The following is a 16,224-nucleotide window of genomic DNA, read 5'->3' on the forward strand; positions in this document are numbered from 1 at the left end:
GACCTGGGCCGACGGCGTCCACGTCTGCGCCACCTGATCCCCCTGGAACCGGGGTGCACGCCGAGGTGAGTTACTCGGACTCCTCCTGCGGAAGAGCGGGGCTGTTGAGTGCGTCGGCGATGGCGTAGGCGGTGCGGACGAAGGACTCCGCCTGCTGCGCCGACAGGTCCCGCGCGGAGGTCTCCTCCAGGGCCCGCCACATGGCTGCCAAGGGCTCGCGCATGGCCCGGCCCTTGTCGGTGAGGTGCACGACCATGACGCGCCGGTCGTGTTCGGCCGGCTCGCGGACGAGCAGGCCGGCGTCCTGCATGCGGCGCAGGGACTTGGAGACGGTGGAGTGGTCCAGGCCGACGCTTTCGAGGAGTTCGGACTGGGTCTGGCCGTCCCGGTCGAGGAGTTGCATCAGCAGCAGTTCCTGTCCGGGGTGCAGGTCCATCTCGCGGAGCATGGCGGCGGCGCGGGCGCGGTGAGCGCGGGCGAGCTGGAAGATCGCGTAGCTCATCGGCCCCTCGCCGGCCGTGGAGGGGGTGCGGTGCGTGGGGGCGGGCATCGGTTCCTCAGACGGTGTGGGTGGGGTAGTCGGTGTAGCCGGCCACTCCGCCGCCGTAGAAGGTCGCCGGGTCGGGGGTGTTCAGCGGCGCATCAGAGCGTAGCCGCTCGACCAGGTCCGGGTTGGCGAGCGCGAGGGCACCGACCGAGACGAGGTCGGCCGTGCCGTTGTCGACGTCCTTGGCGCGGGTGGGCAGGTCGGTGCCGGCCCGGTTGAGGATCAGCGTGGTCGGCCACAGCGCGCGCAGGGTGCCCAGCAGCTCTTCGTCGCCCGCATGGAGGATGTGGAGGTAGGCGAGGCCGAGCGGGCTGAGGGCGCGCAGGAGCGCCGGATACAGCTCGGCGGTGTCGGACTCGGCGATGTCGTTGTAGGGGTTGCCGGGGGAGATGCGCAGGCCGGTGCGGTCGGCGCCGATCTCGTCGGCCACGGCGGTGGCGACCTCGACGGCGAAGCGGATGCGGTTGTCGAGGGAGCCGCCGTAGCGGTCGGTGCGCTGGTTGGTGTTGTCGGCGAGGAACTGGTGCACGAGGTAGCCGTTGGCGCCGTGGATCTCCACGCCGTCGGCGCCTGCCGCGATGGCGGCCGCTGCGGCGCGGCGGAAGTCGTCGACGGTCGCCACGACCTCCTGCGTCGACAGCGCACGGGGCGTCGGCATCTCCTGGGGCCCGGACGCGGTGAACATCGCGCCCTGGGGCTGGATCGCCGATGGGGCGACCGGCTGACGGCCGTGAGGGGTGTTGTCGGGGTGGGAGATGCGTCCGGTGTGCATCAGCTGGATGACGATCCGGCCGTCGGCCGCGTGCACGGCGTCGGTGACCTTGCGCCACCCGGCGATCTGATCGTCATTGTGGATGCCGGGGGTGAGGAGGTAGCCCTGGCCGTCGGCGGAGGGCTGGGTCCCCTCGGTGATGATGAGCGCGTGCGAGGCCCGCTGGGCGTAGTACTCGGCGTTGAGCTCGGTCGGTATGCCTTCAGGCGTGGAGCGGTCACGGGTCATGGGGGCCATGACCAGGCGGTGCGGGAGGGAGATGTCGCCGACGGTGGTCGGTGTCCAGAGGGCGTTCAGCATGAGTGGTCCTTTGGTGCGGTGATGGCCAGGTGATGATCGGAAAAAGAGGGAATGGCGGGCGTGATCAGTCGAGGGTGAGGACGAGCTTGCCCCGGACATGCCCGGCGTCGCTGATCTGCTGGGCCGTGGCGGCCCGGTCGAGCGGGTAGGCGGTGACGGTGGTGACGAGCTTGCCGGTCGCGGCGTCCTGCGCCAGCGCGGCCAGGCGGGCGGCCGAGCGTTCCTGGCCACCGCTGGAGAAGGTGATGCCGAGCTGGTGCGCGCGGAAGTCGGCGATGGTGACGATGCGTTCGGTGCCGCCGCGCAGGGTGATGGAGGCCTCTAGGGCTCCCTTGCCGGCCAGGTCGAACACCGCGTCCACGCCGTCGGGGGCGAGCGTCCGGACCCGTTCGACCAGGCCCTCGCCGTAGAGGGTCGCGGTGGCGCCGAGCGAGGTGAGGTAGTCCTGGTTGGCGGGGCCGGCGGTGGCGATGACGCGTGCTCCGCGGGCCGTGGCGAGCTGGACCGCCAGGGTGCCGACCGCTCCGGCCGCGCCGTGCATCAGCACGGTCTCCCCGGCGGTGACGCCGAGCAGGTCCAGGACCCGCTCGGCCGTCTCGGCGGCCACCGGCAGCGCGACCGCGTGCTGCCAGTCGAGGCCGGCGGGCTTGGGGGCCACGGTGGTGGCCAGCGCGTACTGGGCGTACGAGCCGGTGTCCGACCAGCCCAGCACCTCATCGCCGACCTGCACGTCCTGCACGCCCTCGCCGAGGGCGTCCACCACGCCGGCGAGTTCGTGACCGGGGACGGAGGGGAGCGGCGTGGGGAACGCGGCCTCCAGTGCCCCAGAGCGGATCTTGCCGTCCAGCGCGTTCAGCCCGGCCGCCTTGACGCGGACGCGGATCTGCCCGGGGCCGGGCTGCGGGACCTCGATGTCCGCCTCGTGCAGCACGTCCGTGCCCCCGAAGCGGTCGAACCGGATGGCTTTCATGATGGCTCCTCTCATGCCGCCACCCGTTTAGGTGGCTGGCCACATAATCAACGTAACAGTAAACATGTGGCTAGCCAAGTATTGGTTGTCGCGCAGGCTGTGCAAGATCGGCCGCGGTCGCGCGGGCGGCCGCCCCGAGGAGACCTAGGTCTCCTCGGGGTGGCGGTCGACGCCAGGTGCGGTAGATGTCGTGCACTTCGTCGCGGTCCCAGTGCGGGTGCTGGACGTGCTCTCGGGATGCCTCGCCCGCCGACTCGGGCGGCAGGTCGGGCAGTTCGGGGTCCTTGACGAGGCCGTGGGCGACGTCGATGCGGAAGCGGTACGGGTACTGCTTGACCAGCACCGCATCGTCGTAGAGGGACCCGTACGGCGGGGCCATGGAGGCATCCTTGAGGAACGTCGCCGCGCTGGCCTCGCTGGTGAGGAACTTCATGAGGTCCAGCGCGGTGGCCTTGTTCTTGGCGAAGGAGGACAGGGCCACGTCGTGGCCGCCGAGGCTGGAGGAGCCGGCCCCGGTCAGTCCGGGCAGCGGCGCGACCGTGAACTTGCCCGCGACCTTGCTCTTCTCGGCCAACGAGTACACATACGGCCAGTTGCGCAGGAAGACCAGCTTGCCGGACTGGAACGCCTGGCGGCCTTCCTCCTCCTGGTAGGTGATGGCGTCCTTGGGGATCGTGCCGTCCTTGAAGGAGTCGACGAGGAAGTCCAGGCCCTTCTTCGCCACGGGCGTGTCGACGTCCGGCTCACCGTCAGTCACTCGTACTTCTGGAACTGGCCGCCGTAGCAGCCCGTGTCCCTGGCCTCGGGAAGCTTCTTGGCCTTGGCACAGGCGGCCTTCATCTCCGCCCAGGTGGTCGGCGGGGAGCTGACGCCGGCCTTCTTCAGCAGGTCGGAGCGGTAGTACAGCACCCCGCCGTCGGAGGAGTGCGGGACCGCGTACAGGTTGCCGCGGTACTTGCCCGTCTCCACCACCGGCTTGAGCATCTTGTCCAGCGGGAACTGGTTGGCGGGCAGCTGGTCGATCCACTGGTGGGCGGCGAACTCCGAGGTCCACACCACGTCCGTCCAGAGCACCGTGTAGGCGTCGGACTTCGTTCGGCGTTCTGGATCATCTGCTGGCGCTGCTGGTTCACGTCCGCCGGCAGCTGGACGAAGGTGACCTTCTCCTTCGGGTGCTGCGTGTTCCAGCTGTCGATGACCTTCTGGACGACGCCGGAGCTGTCCTTGGCGGCCGCGAAGGTGATCGGTCCGCGGCCGGTGAACGAGGGGCTCTTCGACTGTCCCGACGAGCTGTCGCTGTCGGAGGAGCCGCAGGCGGTCAGGACGAGCCCGGCGGCGACAAGCACGGCCGAGCACTGAAGGACTCTGGTGGTTCTGGCGTTCGCTGTCTCTCCTGGACGTGCGGAACCGACGTCTCGGCGGGAGCGCCCTGTAGGGAGTGGCTACCGAGATGCCTCTGGGATGTCTCTGTTGCGAGACTGCGATGTCATGGCGGTGGTGGATTAAAAGAGCAGCTCAAAGAATCGAAGGATGACTTCGGGGTGACAGCCTTGCCTCCACTGAGACAACGCTTGCACCGTTAGGAGTGCACTCAGGGGAAGTCAATGCGTAATGCTCCAGTAGCTAAGGATGCATCACGTGGTCCTCGCCTGCTCTTACGCGATGGAAGTGGTCATTCAGCCCCCGACCGCCTCGTGACAGCGCTGTCACCAAGGCTCCCGTTGGAGGCTCGAACTGTGCTAACTTCCGCTCATGTCACCAGCTCAGCGGCATCCCACGTTGGCCGACGTCGCCGAACGGGCGGGAGTCTCCCCGTCCACCGTCTCTCGCACCATGCGCGGCCTGACTTCGGTCTCGCCCGAGGTCCGGGCCCGGGTCGAGCAGGCTGCCCGCGAGCTGAACTTCGCGGTCTCGCGGCAGGCGTCGAGCCTGGTGACCGGCCGCACCGGCGTCATGGCGGTGCTCGTACCCACGCTCGACTCGTGGTTCATGGGAGCGGCACTGTCCAGCCTGGGCCCGCTGCTGCGGGAGGCGGGCATGGAGATGGCCGTCTACGTGGTCCCCGACCTGGCCGAGCGGGCCGAGTTCTTCGACCGTCTGCCGGCCCGGCGCAACGCCGACGCCCTCCTGGTGTTCTGCTTCGACCTCACCAAGGAGGAAACCGCCCGGCTCGACGACCTGGGCATGCCGGTCATCTACGTCAGCCAGCACGTCGCAGGCCGCCCCAGCGTCTACGTCGACGACGTCGCCGCCGCCTGCAAGGCCACCCGCCACCTGATCAACCTCGGGCACTGCCGCATCGCCTTCGCCCACACCGTCACCGCCCGAGGCTTCAGCTTCAGCTCACGCGAGCGCCTCGTCGGCTATCGGCAGGCACTCGCCGAGGCGGGCATACCGCTGGACGACGACCTCGTCGTCACCACTCCGCCCCGTGACAAACGCGGCACCACCCAGGCGGTCGGCGACCTGCTGAGCCTGCGTGAACCACCCACAGCGATCTTCGCCGAGCAGGACGAACTCGCCGCCGCGGTCATCTCCACCCTGCGCACCGTGCAGATCGAGGTACCCCAGCGCATCTCCGTCCTCGGCTTCGACGACCAGCTGATGGCCGAATGGCTCGACCTGTCCACCGTGGCCCAGTCCCCCTCGGACATGGGACGGGCCGCCGCGGAACTGGCCTTGCGACTCGTCAACGACCCCGAGGCGAACCGCGAACAGCACATCGTCCTGCCCACACACCTCATCCCGAGAGGAACGACCGCCCCGCCCGCCGGCCCTCAGGGCGAACAGGAGGCGAACAGGACGGGCCACAGCCTGTGACGCGCCCAACTGCCGCCCGTGATTACGGGGATCGCAAGACGCTGGGGTGGGGGCACGCGGTGTCCTGGCGCCGGCCAGGCTGGGCCTGGCCTCTGAGGACGGCTGACAGCCAGTGGCTGTGGGCGGATCCGTCGGCGGTGGGTTATAACTCAGCGCCACGGGACTGAGGGCGAAGGCCCTCTCCGTGGTCGGCATTCCCCAGGGAACGGCGGTCCTGTGGAGCCGCTTGGTGAAGGCCCCGTCGTTGGGCCGGGCCGTGTCAGTAGTGGTACCGAGCCTGAACGATGATCAACTCGTCGTCGGTCGGTTTGTAGACGAGCCGGTGTGTGTCGTCGGTTCTCCGGGACCAGTAGCCCGACACCTGGAGGGTCGCAGTCGACCTTTCATGGTTGAGGGGGAATGCGGCGCCGATCCCCGGGGGTGTGGAGGCTGATCTCGGATCACCCGTTCGGCGTCCTGCGGAAGGAAGGCTCCGAGAAGATCGGGAGGCCCGAGCGAGGTTCGACGGGTTTACCCCCTGACCTGCGTAAACGGGACCGTTGAGGCAAGATCGAGGCCAGGACCGAAAGGCCTGTCGCCGTGCGGATGTGAACATACTTGTCTGATTTCGACCTCTTGTAATCAAAGGTGCGCTTCCTCCATATAAAGCGGAAAGCGGCGAGAGAATTTCCCTCAGTGCTGAAAGGCAACCGCCGAACGAGGCTGCTGAAGGGGGACATGTATGAGGAAACAGCGGGGCGGGGCAGTTGGCGACAGGGGTGCTGCGGCACGTGCAGGCATCGGTCTCCCGGAGTTCGTTCTCCTGGTGCTGGGGGAGGTGGCACCGGACGAAGTCGCGGCCTTCGAGGCCGACATGCCGGAGCATCTGCGGAAGGCCCGGACACAGCTGCGCAAGGGCGGCGACCTCCGGCAGCAGGACATCGCCTGCGGGAGCGGAATCGACCTGGTCGATGTCGTGGCCCCCGCTGTCGTCTATGTGTGCGCCGCACTTGGGCAGGCGCTGACGGACGGTGTCTCCAAACCGCTTGTCGATGCCACCGGCAATTCCGTGACCCGGCTGGCACGCAGGCTCCTGCGTCGACCGGAGGAGGCGCAGGCCGTGGTTCGTCCCGGCGGCTTCTCGGCCGAGCAGCTCTCCGCGATTCATGCCGGCGCCCTCAGTGAGGCAGGTCGGATGCTGCCGACGGAGCGTGCCAAGGCGGTTGCGGACGCGGTCGTGGCCTGCCTGGTCGTGCAGGAGCGTTCATGACCGCAACCGGCTCGGTCGCCGAGCGCGCGGACGGGCATTCCCCGCGGATCGACGTGCTCGCCCACCCTCGCAACACCGGACTGATGTTCCTGCTACTGGCCATCGGGGTGTACGTGTACATGGAGAATGTCGCCGTATACGCCGAGATGGCCGCCCCTTCGGAGAGCGGTGAGGTGGTCATCCCCAACACTCACGTTCCCTACACCGTCGTGTATTGGGGTTACGGGTGCGTGGTCTTCAGTATCGAGATGGTCTGGAGGCGGATACGCAACCGAGGGCGCCGCCCGTTCGATCCGGCACGGCATCCCCTCGCTGCCCAGCGGATCGCCACGCTGGTGTCAGAAGCCGGGCTCAAGCGGCGCCCGAGGCTTTTCGTGACCCCGAGGATCGGGGATCATGCCTTCGTCGGCGGCACCGCTGGGATACCGATCTGGAAGCCCTATCTGACGCTAGGGCCCGGCTTGCTCGCTCTGGGCGACAAGCAGGACGACGCCGCTCGCCAGGTCTTCGCCGCCGTCCTCAGTCACGAGCTCGCACACCTGCGCAACCGAGACGTCATCCTGCTCAACGTGCTGGTGGGACTCCGCGTCAGCAACGCCGTGAACGCCGTGCTCCTCGTCCTCCTGCTTGCGTTCGACTCGGGCATTTGGGACCACTGGAGTCTCTTGTACAGCATTCTGACACTGACGGTGTTCACGCTGGTCATCGAGCTCATCGTCCGGGAGCTCCTGCGCTGCAGGGAGAACTACGCCGACCAGCGCGCCGCCCAGAACCGGGCACAGGAGCTCTCGCTGGCCCTCCGACTGGCAAAGCAGAAGCGGGCACGCTCTGCGTCCCGGCGCCCCGGCTGTGCCGTCCCCAGCTCTTGGCGGCGATGGCACCCGTCCGTGGAGGCGCGGCTGCTCATGCTGGCAGAACCGGGGAAGCTACTGCGTTTCCCCTGGCTCTACGTACTCGTCGGAGGCTTCCTGGCCGGCACCGCATGGGTCACCCTCGCGGCGGCCATGAGCAATCGGCTGGACAGGGAGCCCACGGACAATCTGACACTGTTCCTCTCGGCCCTGGTGGTCGGAGCACCGCTCGGGATCTTCGTTGCCGTCGGCGTATGGCGGCAGGAGAGGCATGGAGACAGCACCCTCGGCCGTTCGCTGGCCGAGGCGGCACGCAACGCGCTGCTGCTCACCACAGGCATGCTGGTCGGCAGCTGGCTGACACCGCTGACCCCCTACGGCACGGCGTACCGGGACGTGTTCTTCGCACTGCTCCCCATGTTGCCGTGGTCCCTCGGCGCACTGCTATGCGGATGCGTGACCCTGGCAGGTTGGCCGCATCTGACGGCGAGGGCGCTGCGTCTCGTCCGCCCGAAGGCCCGCACACCGCGCAGCATGTACGGATGGCTGCTCATGCCTGTGGCCGCTGTGGTTGGCTTTGCAGTGTTCTTTACCCTGCCGCGACTCGACCGAGCGTTCCCCGTCCTGTTCACCGTGTCCGAGTGGCTTGCGCAGTGACCGGCGCATCGCCCTGGCGGCGAGATCAGGCGCGCATGCGTACATGGGTGCGCAAGGGGGCGGCCATCGGTGAGCGACGTCAAGGAAAAGCTCGATGCTGTATTGCGTCGGGGGCAGTTGGTCCGGGAACAGCGACACCACCACGAGTGTCGTCCCGGCCGGTCCCGAGGCGCTGGCGCACGCGGCCCCGGGTTCGCCCGACACGGAGGCGATCGAACGAGCGGTGCAGGCCTGTCTGGACGTACTGACTGGAGTGCGGGTCAAGAGAGTCCTGCCCCGTGTGCACGACGGGCCATGACGGCCGGTCGACGGAGCGAGAACGACCCGCGGTAGCAACTCGACCATTCCGCCCACCGTGGAGATGTCATGCCGGTTGAGCAGTTCCTGAACAAGACCGACGATGAACTGTACGAGCTGTTGGGCTCCTCACTGCTGGGCCAGGGCCTGGGGCTGTCGTCCGAAGATCCCGACCGCACCCGCCGGTTCGGCCGGGAGTGGTTCGACCGGCAGCTTTCGGAGCTGCGGCGCAGGGTGTGCGGGCATGAGCGCCTAAGAGGGGCGCATGGGACGAGTGCCTCGGACCGAGCGGTCGACGCCCTCGCACTCTATGAGATCCTCGGTGACTTCGGAGGGAGTCCCACGCACGCTGCCCTGGTGGCCGTTCTGGTGGTCCGGATCGGGATCGGCACGCTATGTGCCGGACACGGCCCGCAGTCATGACCGACGAATCGGAGGCAGCAGCCCGTGCTCATGCCTACCTGCCGGTGGACGACGTGAGCTACGCCGAGTATCTGCGCGCAAACATGGTGCGCATCAGCGCGTTGAGCGACGCTGACGACTGGCACCCGGAGCTGCCCAAGGTGTTCGGTGAGTCTCTCCCGGACGTTGTCGACAGGGCGGTGGCCGAACTGACCGACGCCTTCACGACTCTGGGGAGGGCAGACCGGCTGTCGCGGCTGGTGGTGAAACCGACGGCGAGTGACGAGATTTCGGCCCGCTACATCCCGTGCGCGGACGGCAGTGGATTGGTGCTCGTGTCGGACTCGCTGATCGGGTTGTGCAACTCATATTGCCAGTACATGGGAAAATCCCTGCACCTGCTCACGGGTGTTTCCCTGCCGAAGATGTTCTACCGGATGTTCATTGCGAGCTTCAAAGAAGCCGTCGGGCAGGACCCGGCGTACTTGACGTCGCACCTTCGCTACCAACTTTTCAACCGGCGAGCATATGGCGTCGCCACCCTGTTGACCACCCGGCGTGACGTGGCCGAACAGTCGGTGAGTGGCGAGGGTGACATGGGCGGCCTTTTTCTCATGCTGACCATTCGGTTCGTCATTGGGCACGAGATGGCACACCACGTCCTGGGGCACGTGGCCGAATGCGTGGAGTCGCCAGAAAAGGAGTCCGAAGCGGATCTACTGGCGCTCGAGGCCGGAGCTCTCGTGCTGGCGCACGAATCGAAGAAGCTGATCCGTACTCGATTGGTGCGGGATCGCTGGTTATGCGATATGGGGGAGTTTTACAGCCTCTTGGCCGCGAGCATGGCCATGCTGACAGTGCAATCGATGGAAGACGGACTCATGGTCCGTCGCGGAAGGACACACCTGTCGGCAAAGGACCGGGCGGCCTGCCTGGCTGGGCGCTTTCACGGCGAGGACCGTCTGCGTGAGCGCGAGCGGGTCCGTGGGCGACGTGACGTGATCTTCCGCGATCGCCTCGAAGCGGAACGTTACTGGCTGGGGCTTCTCATGCGGAACATGCTTGATGCCACAACCATGGCGGCGGACTTCAGCGAGAACCCGACCAATGGCGCCTGGACAACCCTGCTCACGCCGGAGGCCAACAACCTGTACGGGCAGCACATACGTGAAGTTGCGCGGCTCGATCGACTGCTGAGCGGATCCACCGACAAGCTTGTTGACGCGCTCCCTGAGGATTCGTTGCGGGGTGGGGCGCTCCTCGTGGTCACCGGTGATACACGCCGCGGACTGAGCACTTGGGGAGTGCCGGACGTCAGAATCGCCGCACTCCACGACGCCGGCAAGGCGCTGGCCTTCCACACGCTTGTTGACTACTTGAGGTCAGCCTTCGATGGCGAAGGGCGAGGGGCGGTACAAGAGCTCGAACGGCCCCTTATCGCGGCCACCTTGCTGGCTCGAGCACTGAACTACTGGCCGGGCAGGTCTTCGAGCCGCTGACCAGTGGTTGTGGACCGTGCTGCTCGGGACGGGACGCGGGCCCTCGCCGGGGCACACCAACCAAGGAGGCATGGCGCGCCGCCTTCTCGACAGGAAGCACATTGGCCGGAGCCTGGGAACGCCCGTCCCCTCATGCCTGTTCGTGCTGTGTCGCACAGCCGACGGTGAGCCCACAAGGGACGCGGCGGTGAAGATCGGGGACCGACCGCCGCGGTGCGCGGTTGAGACGGTTGCGGACCTGGTTGGCCCGCTGTAGCCAAGAGCCCGCAGCGGGCGCATGCCGTCGACCAGTTCATTGGCTATCTGCACCAGCGCTGGAACGAAGGCGTCAGAAACGCCACCCAGCTCTACCTCGAGATGCCTGGATCTTCCGCCACGCCGGCCAGTGGCACTCGTACTCACTGCGGCCCAATGCTGCGTAGACAAGGCTGCAGGGGGATGCGGACGACCCGTCGTTGACTTGGCGAAGTGCCCTCTTCCTCTACCGTCACTCCCGCCCCTGAGTGAAGTACAAGATACGACCGGAAAAACGATTCCTCGCCATCGATCCCTGTTGCCAGAAACCATTCGCAGGGTAGCTTTCCTGCCATCCACTAACGGGGGCAGATATCAGAGACAAGGCGGCGCACGCCTCCGCTCCCCGTTCGTCACCACAGCAGGAGGGCGGCCGTGGCACCTTCGCCCCGCAGTTCCCACAACTCCCACGACACCACTCGGGAGCCGATCGTCCTGACACCCCGATACGATGAAGAGACCGATTCCTTCGTCTTCACTCACCCGGACGACCCGGAGCCCAGGTGCGAGGACCCGTCCGCATTCGCCGCCGGAAGCGTCCTGGGCGCGTACGATGTGGAGTTGGTACCCGGACGCAACCCTTCACTGGTTCATCTGGCGGGCTCACCGGAGGACGCGAGCGACGGGGGAACGCACCAGCGGATCCCCCTCTCAAGGCTCCCGCAGGAACGCATGGCTTCTGGCGAACGGGCGTCCTGGGACGAAGTCCGTTCGATGATTGAGGACATGGAGCGGAACAACGGGCCCGACGTTGAGCTGGTTCCCGGAGGAGGATTCGTCAGGAGTGATTCCTCCGGGGTTTCCCAGGAGATCTCCAAGATTCCCCAGGAGCGCATGGCTGCGATAAATGCGGGCCCCTCCCAGGCCGACGTCGAATTATTGAGCAGGCTGGACCCGCACAACGTCGAGAAATGGCAGCCCGTGGTCACCAGCTTCCTGACGGGCTGGAAATTCCAGATGCAGCCTCCCTGCTCGGGTCAGCTGCCCTTCGTTTTTTTCGCGTTCCGGTCCCCCAGTGACGGGAACGCGTTCCGGATCACCCCGATCCGGCCCAACCTCGACAACGTCATCAGCCACAAGAAGCACATGTACTCGGTGAAGGTCGGAGGGCAGAGCGTCTCCGTCCTCTGCGGCCCCGGCGGCCGTTCGGCCGCCGACCTGGCGGAAGTCCGCACCCACGCGGCCAAGTGGATGGCGTACACATCCCTGCGCATGGCCGGTAAGAAACCGAGGTTCAGCAAGTGAGGGGCCAGGCGGCGGCTTCACGCTCAGCGGTCCCCGCCCCGGTCCGGCTCACGGACGGCGTCATCGGCGCCGTCCGGGATCGACTGTGCAGCGTTCCTCCCGAGCGCGGCGGTGTGCTACTCGGCTGCGGTTCCCTCGTGCACCTCCTCATCGAGGACACCCACGGACGCTACAGCAGCGCCAGCTGGGACATCTCGGCCGAACTCTCCACGACCGTCGGTCTCCTTGAACAGGCCCGGCACGGCAGGCTGGTCGGTACGGTGCATACCCACCCCAAAGGTGTGCCGGATCCCTCCCCGACCGATGTGGCCAGCACCGGCAGGATGCTGGAGATCAACCCGCATCTGGCGGAGCTGCTGATCGCGGTGGTCACCGAAGGCCGGCCCCGCCACCACGACGTACGGCTCGGGAGGCGCCTGCGGATGTCCCTCCACGTCCTACGGCGGGATCCGCATCAGCACACTGTGCTGCAGCGGGTGCCCGGCACGGTCGTCCAGCTCTGCGCCGATCTGGCCTCCGCGGGGCTGGACTTGCCTTCAGCGACATCCGTGCGTCGGTGGACGTCCCGCAGCCGGAAGAGGCCGGACACGGGCGACGACCTCGCCTCGGTTATCCACGTCAACAACCGAGCCCGCCTGATCGTCCCCGTGTCCTCGGCCCCCGGCCGGGTGGGCGCCCTTTTCGTCGACGCCGAGTACCCCGTGGTGGGCCCGCTTGCCGTCACATGGGAGCAGGGTGACGGGGCACACGCGGGCAAGCGGTCGCAACGGCCGGAACTGACGGCCCTGCCCTCGCCTTGGGACCCCACGGCGTCTCCTCAGGGTCAACTCGCCAGCCTGGCACGTACGGCGGTGGGCCGCCGAGTGGATGACGCGACGGACAGAGTGTGGCCCCTGGTCGGTGATCTGGCGAGTCGGCACGTGGTCGTGTGCGGACTGGGATCCGTGGGCAGCCGTATCGCCGAGGACCTCGTGCGTTGTGGCGTGGGCTCGCTGACGCTGATCGACCCGGAAACCGTCGAGGGGGCGAACCTCGCCCGTACCGTCTACGCCTCCGCGGACGTCGGCACGCAGAAGACCACCGCCCTGGCCCGCCGCCTGAGGGCCGTCGATCCGGCGGTGCGAGTCGACGAGCTCCAGGAGCCGCTGGGCAAGCTCGGCCTCGCCGAGGTTCTCGCAGGGGCCGACCTGGTGGTCGGTGCCACGGACGACATGGCCGAGCAGGCGGTGCTCGCCCACCACGCCTACGCGGCGGGCATCCCCATGGTGGCGTGCGCCCTGTACCGTGCCGCCGCTGCGGGCGAGGTGGTCCTCAGCGTACCGGAGGCGCAGACGGCCTGCTGGAACTGCGCGGTGGGCTCCGTGGGCGACTCCGGAGCCCACCGTCCCGACCCTGACTATGGGTTGGACGGCCGTCTGGTGGGCGAGGCGGTGCTCGGCCCTTCGATCCACCTCGTGACCTGTGCCGCCTCCTCAGCCGCCATCGGGATCCTGGCCGGCAGTTCTTCTTCCGCCGGTGTCCCCCTGCGCCGTCTCATCCGCGAGCGGCGCACGCTGGGGATCGTCAGCACCGCTCCTGACTGGGGTTTCTTCCCTAAGGTCATCCCGTCGATGCCACACCAGTACGCGCCGCAGAGCGTCTGGGCCGTGGTGAAGCCGGATCCCGCGTGTCCCATCTGCGGGGACATCGGTCACCGCACGCCGCCGCTGACCTTGGACCAGGGTCAGGAGATCACCGGGATCATCGAGAAGCTGCGTGACGAGGCCGCCGTTGCGCAGGAGGAGGGTCTGCCGAAGGACTAGGGTCCGACTTCAAAGATCATCGGATTCGCCCGGGCCTTGCAAGAGATCCAGGCCCGGGCGGACGCCGCCGGGGACGAGAAGACCGTCACCTCCTACGAAGCAGCGGTCACACTCGTTCCCGCTCTCGGCAAGTCCGTTTGAAGGCGCGGCAGAAAACAGCCACCCGCGGGGCCGTAAGGGCGGCAACTCCAGGGTCGACCCATGACCAACTCCGCCACGTGCACCGCCGGCGGACTGCGTCACGATGTCACCGACCCCGAAACGGGGAGCGTCCGCGTCCGCGTGCCGGTCGGCCCTGTGCCTACCGACGCCGTCCATCCTGGGAGTCTTCGGGGCGCGTTCGGGACGCGTTCGGGACACAAGGAGGACCGGGGCGGGCGCCGCAGGAGGGCCGGGCCGGCGGAGCCGATCGCGCAGCAGGGCGGCCATGGTGTCCAGGGCGCCGGCGGGCCCGGGGTGCATGCCGCGGCTGAGGCCGCCCTGGGTCACCCACTGGCGGGCCAGGCCGGTCAGCTGCGTGACCAGGGCGGCGACGGCGGGGCTCCAGCGCCGGTGCGCCAGGTCGTCCGCGGCCCCCGGGGAGGACCGCACGGCCTCGTCGGGCAGGAGGAGGTCGCCCTGGGCGAGGTCGGCGGACAGGTCGGTGAGGATGTCCGTGAGCCGGACGCCGTCGAGGAACTCCTCGTAGCTCTCCCGGGTGTCCAGCCGGAGCGCCACGGGGATGCCGGCCCGGTCGAAGAGCGTGCGGACCTGGCCGAACCAGGGCAGCAGGTTGTCCCGGCCCCAGGTGCGCCAGGCGGCCCAGTCGGTGAAGTGCCTGCCGTGGGTGTCGTCCCGGACCTGGACCATGGCGCCGTGCAGTTCGGACAGGTCCAGGCGCCAGCGCGCCGCGGTGTCGACCAGGGCGTGCCGGATCGGGTCCGGCCTGGAGCCGGCGGGCAGTTCGCGGTGCAGGGCGGTGATCCACTCCTCGACCCGGGCGGCCCGTGCGGCGGCGGGCGCGGTGCGGTCGTCGCCGAGGTCGCCGAGCGCGTTGGCCGCCTCCCACAGGGCCCAGCAGGCCGGGCGCAGTGCCGCGGGTACCAGCTGGATCAGCGCGTACTCCGCCGGGTCCTGCTCCCTGGTCCGGCGCCGGCACAGCCCGTAGGCCGCCCGCAGTGCCGGTTCGGGCGTGCTCCGCCGGGTCCTGCTCCCTGGTCCGGCGCCGGCACAGCCCGTAGGCCGCCCGCAGTGCCGGTTCGTCGCCGATCACCGCCCGGGCGGAGGTCGCTCGTCGGTCTGCCGTTCGTGTGTTCGCGCGAGGCACATTGCTCACAACGAGGACGGCACGTCCAGGTTGTGCGACGCGTCAGAAGGGCCCTGGCCAGGTGGGCGGGGTCCTGTCAGGAGCCGGTGTCGTCTTCCTCCGTGGCGGTGTCGTCGCGGTCCCCCTCCGCCTGGGACGGCGTGGGGTGCGGCGGCGTGGTGCCGTCGGGCGCGTCCTGCCGGTCGTCGCGGTCGCCCTCGGCCTGGGACGGGGTGTGGTCGCTCATCGGGTGCCTCCTGCCCGTGCCGGTGGAACCGGAGCAGGCGTGTCCCGCGCTCCGGCCGTGGCCGGCCGAGTACCCCGATGGGCCGGGGCGCACCGTGGGCCCGGCCGCCGGTGACGTACCGGGGCGGCGGCCGGGGATGGGTTCCTCCGGCCCCGGCTCAGGTTCGGCCCCGGCGGGTGAGGGCTCGCTGCAGGGCCTCGCGGAGCTCGGGGGACGGGCGCGGGCCGTCGGGCTTCGCGCCGGCCGTCACGGCGGCGGCCACGTCGCGGAGCTTGGTGTTGGAGAGCTGGGAGGTCTCGCGCAGGATGTGCCAGGCCTCGTCGGACGTGCAGCCGTGGGTGGCCATGAGGATGCCCCGGGCCTGGTCGATGACCGGGCGGGAGGCGATGGCCTGGCGGAGCTGCTCGATCTCCTCCTGGAGGACGTGCAGGCGCTCCGAGCGTTCCAGGGCGACCGCGGAGGAGGCCGGGGCCGACGGCTGGGCGGGCTCGGGGCCGGGGTGGGGCGCGGGACGCAGGGGGTCGGTCGTGTCCAGGCCCGCCAGTTCCAGGATCCGGCGCGGCTGGCCGTTCCAGTTCGTGGTCGTGACCGTCACGAATCGCTGCCGGGCGAAGTCGGCCAGTACGTCGAGGAACTGCAGGCCCGCCGTGTCCATGAAGTGCACACCCCCCATGTCCAGCTCGACCCGCGTGATCGTGGGCGGCAGCTCGGCCAGGGTCCTGGCCAGTGTTTCCGCGCAGCCGTGAACCAGCTCACCGCACGGGGTGAGCTCAGCCTGTTCCGCGTCCACGCGGCCACTGATGACCAGTGTGTTCAACCCTCCTGTGCGCTGTGGTGATGCCGCAGACGTCATGTCACCGCCTTCTCGGTCCTCTTCGGTCGTGTTCCTCCTTGCGGAACCGCACGACGTCACTCGCCCCCGTGGACGCCGGTGTGAGGTGCGCCTGCCCGCCGTACGGCGTAGTACACACCACAGCGGGGAATGAG

At 68.5% G+C, this 16,224-nt stretch carries 17 protein-coding genes and 1 pseudogene; 9 read left to right on the forward strand and 9 right to left on the reverse strand.

What is annotated here, in order from left to right; translation table 11 throughout:
* Window positions 1-70: 70 nt before the first annotated feature.
* The 5 genes from AC07F0_RS16190 to AC07F0_RS16210 form a co-directional block, all read right to left on the reverse strand.
* On the reverse strand, window positions 71-550 hold the full coding sequence (locus AC07F0_RS16190; RefSeq protein WP_478979295.1) for a MarR family winged helix-turn-helix transcriptional regulator: 480 nt from the start codon (window positions 548-550) through the stop codon (window positions 71-73).
* A 7-nt stretch (window positions 551-557) separates the two neighbouring features.
* Window positions 558-1,619, reverse strand: coding sequence for an alkene reductase (locus tag AC07F0_RS16195; RefSeq protein WP_478979297.1), 1,062 nt, complete (start codon window positions 1,617-1,619; stop codon window positions 558-560).
* Between the two features lie 64 nt (window positions 1,620-1,683).
* On the reverse strand, window positions 1,684-2,589 hold the full coding sequence (locus AC07F0_RS16200) for an NADP-dependent oxidoreductase (RefSeq protein ID WP_478979299.1): 906 nt from the start codon (window positions 2,587-2,589) through the stop codon (window positions 1,684-1,686).
* Between the two features lie 70 nt (window positions 2,590-2,659).
* Window positions 2,660-3,346, reverse strand: a complete 687-nt coding sequence (locus AC07F0_RS16205; protein WP_478979301.1) for an extracellular solute-binding protein — start codon at window positions 3,344-3,346, stop codon at window positions 2,660-2,662.
* Window positions 3,343-3,663: an extracellular solute-binding protein gene (locus AC07F0_RS16210; protein WP_478979303.1), complete on the reverse strand. Its 321-nt coding sequence runs from the start codon at window positions 3,661-3,663 to the stop codon at window positions 3,343-3,345. Before AC07F0_RS16210 ends, AC07F0_RS16205 begins: the two co-directional genes overlap by 4 nt.
* A gap of 81 nt (window positions 3,664-3,744) precedes the next feature.
* Between AC07F0_RS16210 and AC07F0_RS16215 the strand changes: the two genes are divergently transcribed.
* The gene (locus AC07F0_RS16215) at window positions 3,745-3,948 is read left to right on the forward strand and encodes a hypothetical protein (protein ID WP_478979305.1); all 204 of its coding nucleotides are present in this window, start codon (window positions 3,745-3,747) and stop codon (window positions 3,946-3,948) included.
* Between the two features lie 393 nt (window positions 3,949-4,341).
* Window positions 4,342-5,409: a LacI family DNA-binding transcriptional regulator gene (locus AC07F0_RS16220; protein ID WP_478979308.1), complete on the forward strand. Its 1,068-nt coding sequence runs from the start codon at window positions 4,342-4,344 to the stop codon at window positions 5,407-5,409.
* 259 nt (window positions 5,410-5,668) lie between these two features.
* Here AC07F0_RS16220 and AC07F0_RS16225 read toward each other — a convergent pair.
* Window positions 5,669-5,824, reverse strand: a pseudogene (locus AC07F0_RS16225) (type II toxin-antitoxin system YoeB family toxin); the annotation flags it as partial.
* A gap of 390 nt (window positions 5,825-6,214) precedes the next feature.
* On the opposite strand from AC07F0_RS16225, the gene AC07F0_RS16230 reads away from it, so the two are divergent.
* The 7 genes from AC07F0_RS16230 to AC07F0_RS16260 all read left to right on the forward strand — a co-directional run bounded on the left by AC07F0_RS16230 (window position 6,215) and on the right by AC07F0_RS16260 (window position 13,705).
* Window positions 6,215-6,658, forward strand: coding sequence for a hypothetical protein (locus AC07F0_RS16230; RefSeq protein ID WP_478979311.1), 444 nt, complete (start codon window positions 6,215-6,217; stop codon window positions 6,656-6,658).
* Entirely contained in the window at window positions 6,655-8,166 is a 1,512-nt protein-coding gene (locus AC07F0_RS16235; protein WP_478979314.1) for a M48 family metallopeptidase, read from the forward strand. The genes AC07F0_RS16230 and AC07F0_RS16235 overlap by 4 nt, the downstream gene beginning before the upstream one ends.
* A 94-nt stretch (window positions 8,167-8,260) precedes the next feature.
* Window positions 8,261-8,464, forward strand: a complete 204-nt coding sequence (locus AC07F0_RS16240) for a hypothetical protein (RefSeq protein ID WP_478979317.1) — start codon at window positions 8,261-8,263, stop codon at window positions 8,462-8,464.
* A 68-nt stretch (window positions 8,465-8,532) separates the two neighbouring features.
* Window positions 8,533-8,886, forward strand: a complete 354-nt coding sequence (locus tag AC07F0_RS16245; RefSeq protein ID WP_478979320.1) for a hypothetical protein — start codon at window positions 8,533-8,535, stop codon at window positions 8,884-8,886.
* Complete coding sequence (locus AC07F0_RS16250) at window positions 8,883-10,364, forward strand: hypothetical protein (protein WP_478979323.1); 1,482 nt, start codon at window positions 8,883-8,885, stop codon at window positions 10,362-10,364. The genes AC07F0_RS16245 and AC07F0_RS16250 overlap by 4 nt, the downstream gene beginning before the upstream one ends.
* Before the next feature lie 1,128 nt (window positions 10,365-11,492).
* Entirely contained in the window at window positions 11,493-11,903 is a 411-nt protein-coding gene (locus AC07F0_RS16255; RefSeq protein WP_478979326.1) for a hypothetical protein, read from the forward strand.
* Entirely contained in the window at window positions 11,900-13,705 is a 1,806-nt protein-coding gene (locus AC07F0_RS16260) for a ThiF family adenylyltransferase (RefSeq protein WP_478979329.1), read from the forward strand. Before AC07F0_RS16255 ends, AC07F0_RS16260 begins: the two co-directional genes overlap by 4 nt.
* A gap of 9 nt (window positions 13,706-13,714) precedes the next feature.
* Here the strand turns inward: AC07F0_RS16260 and AC07F0_RS16265 are convergent, their stop codons facing one another.
* The 3 genes from AC07F0_RS16265 to AC07F0_RS16275 form a co-directional block, all read right to left on the reverse strand.
* Window positions 13,715-14,554: a hypothetical protein gene (locus tag AC07F0_RS16265; protein WP_478979332.1), complete on the reverse strand. Its 840-nt coding sequence runs from the start codon at window positions 14,552-14,554 to the stop codon at window positions 13,715-13,717.
* 533 nt (window positions 14,555-15,087) lie between these two features.
* Complete coding sequence (locus AC07F0_RS16270) at window positions 15,088-15,237, reverse strand: hypothetical protein (RefSeq protein ID WP_478979335.1); 150 nt, start codon at window positions 15,235-15,237, stop codon at window positions 15,088-15,090.
* A gap of 157 nt (window positions 15,238-15,394) precedes the next feature.
* On the reverse strand, window positions 15,395-16,090 hold the full coding sequence (locus tag AC07F0_RS16275; protein ID WP_478979338.1) for an ANTAR domain-containing protein: 696 nt from the start codon (window positions 16,088-16,090) through the stop codon (window positions 15,395-15,397).
* Between the last annotated feature and the right edge of the window lie 134 nt (window positions 16,091-16,224).

The organism is Streptomyces sp. NPDC045955, from assembly GCF_056430805.1.

Coding starts and splice junctions, on each gene's coding strand:
- AC07F0_RS16240 (WP_478979317.1), top strand. CDS start 8,261: ATGCTGTATTGCGTCGGGGGCAGTTGGTCCGGGAACAGCGACACCACC.
- AC07F0_RS16200 (WP_478979299.1), bottom strand. CDS start 2,589: ATGAAAGCCATCCGGTTCGACCGCTTCGGGGGCACGGACGTGCTGCAC.
- AC07F0_RS16250 (WP_478979323.1), top strand. CDS start 8,883: ATGACCGACGAATCGGAGGCAGCAGCCCGTGCTCATGCCTACCTGCCG.
- AC07F0_RS16220 (WP_478979308.1), top strand. CDS start 4,342: ATGTCACCAGCTCAGCGGCATCCCACGTTGGCCGACGTCGCCGAACGG.
- AC07F0_RS16245 (WP_478979320.1), top strand. CDS start 8,533: ATGCCGGTTGAGCAGTTCCTGAACAAGACCGACGATGAACTGTACGAG.
- AC07F0_RS16255 (WP_478979326.1), top strand. CDS start 11,493: ATGGCTGCGATAAATGCGGGCCCCTCCCAGGCCGACGTCGAATTATTG.
- AC07F0_RS16190 (WP_478979295.1), bottom strand. CDS start 550: ATGCCCGCCCCCACGCACCGCACCCCCTCCACGGCCGGCGAGGGGCCG.
- AC07F0_RS16195 (WP_478979297.1), bottom strand. CDS start 1,619: ATGCTGAACGCCCTCTGGACACCGACCACCGTCGGCGACATCTCCCTC.
- AC07F0_RS16235 (WP_478979314.1), top strand. CDS start 6,655: ATGACCGCAACCGGCTCGGTCGCCGAGCGCGCGGACGGGCATTCCCCG.
- AC07F0_RS16270 (WP_478979335.1), bottom strand. CDS start 15,237: ATGAGCGACCACACCCCGTCCCAGGCCGAGGGCGACCGCGACGACCGG.
- AC07F0_RS16265 (WP_478979332.1), bottom strand. CDS start 14,554: ATGGTCCAGGTCCGGGACGACACCCACGGCAGGCACTTCACCGACTGG.
- AC07F0_RS16275 (WP_478979338.1), bottom strand. CDS start 16,090: ATGACGTCTGCGGCATCACCACAGCGCACAGGAGGGTTGAACACACTG.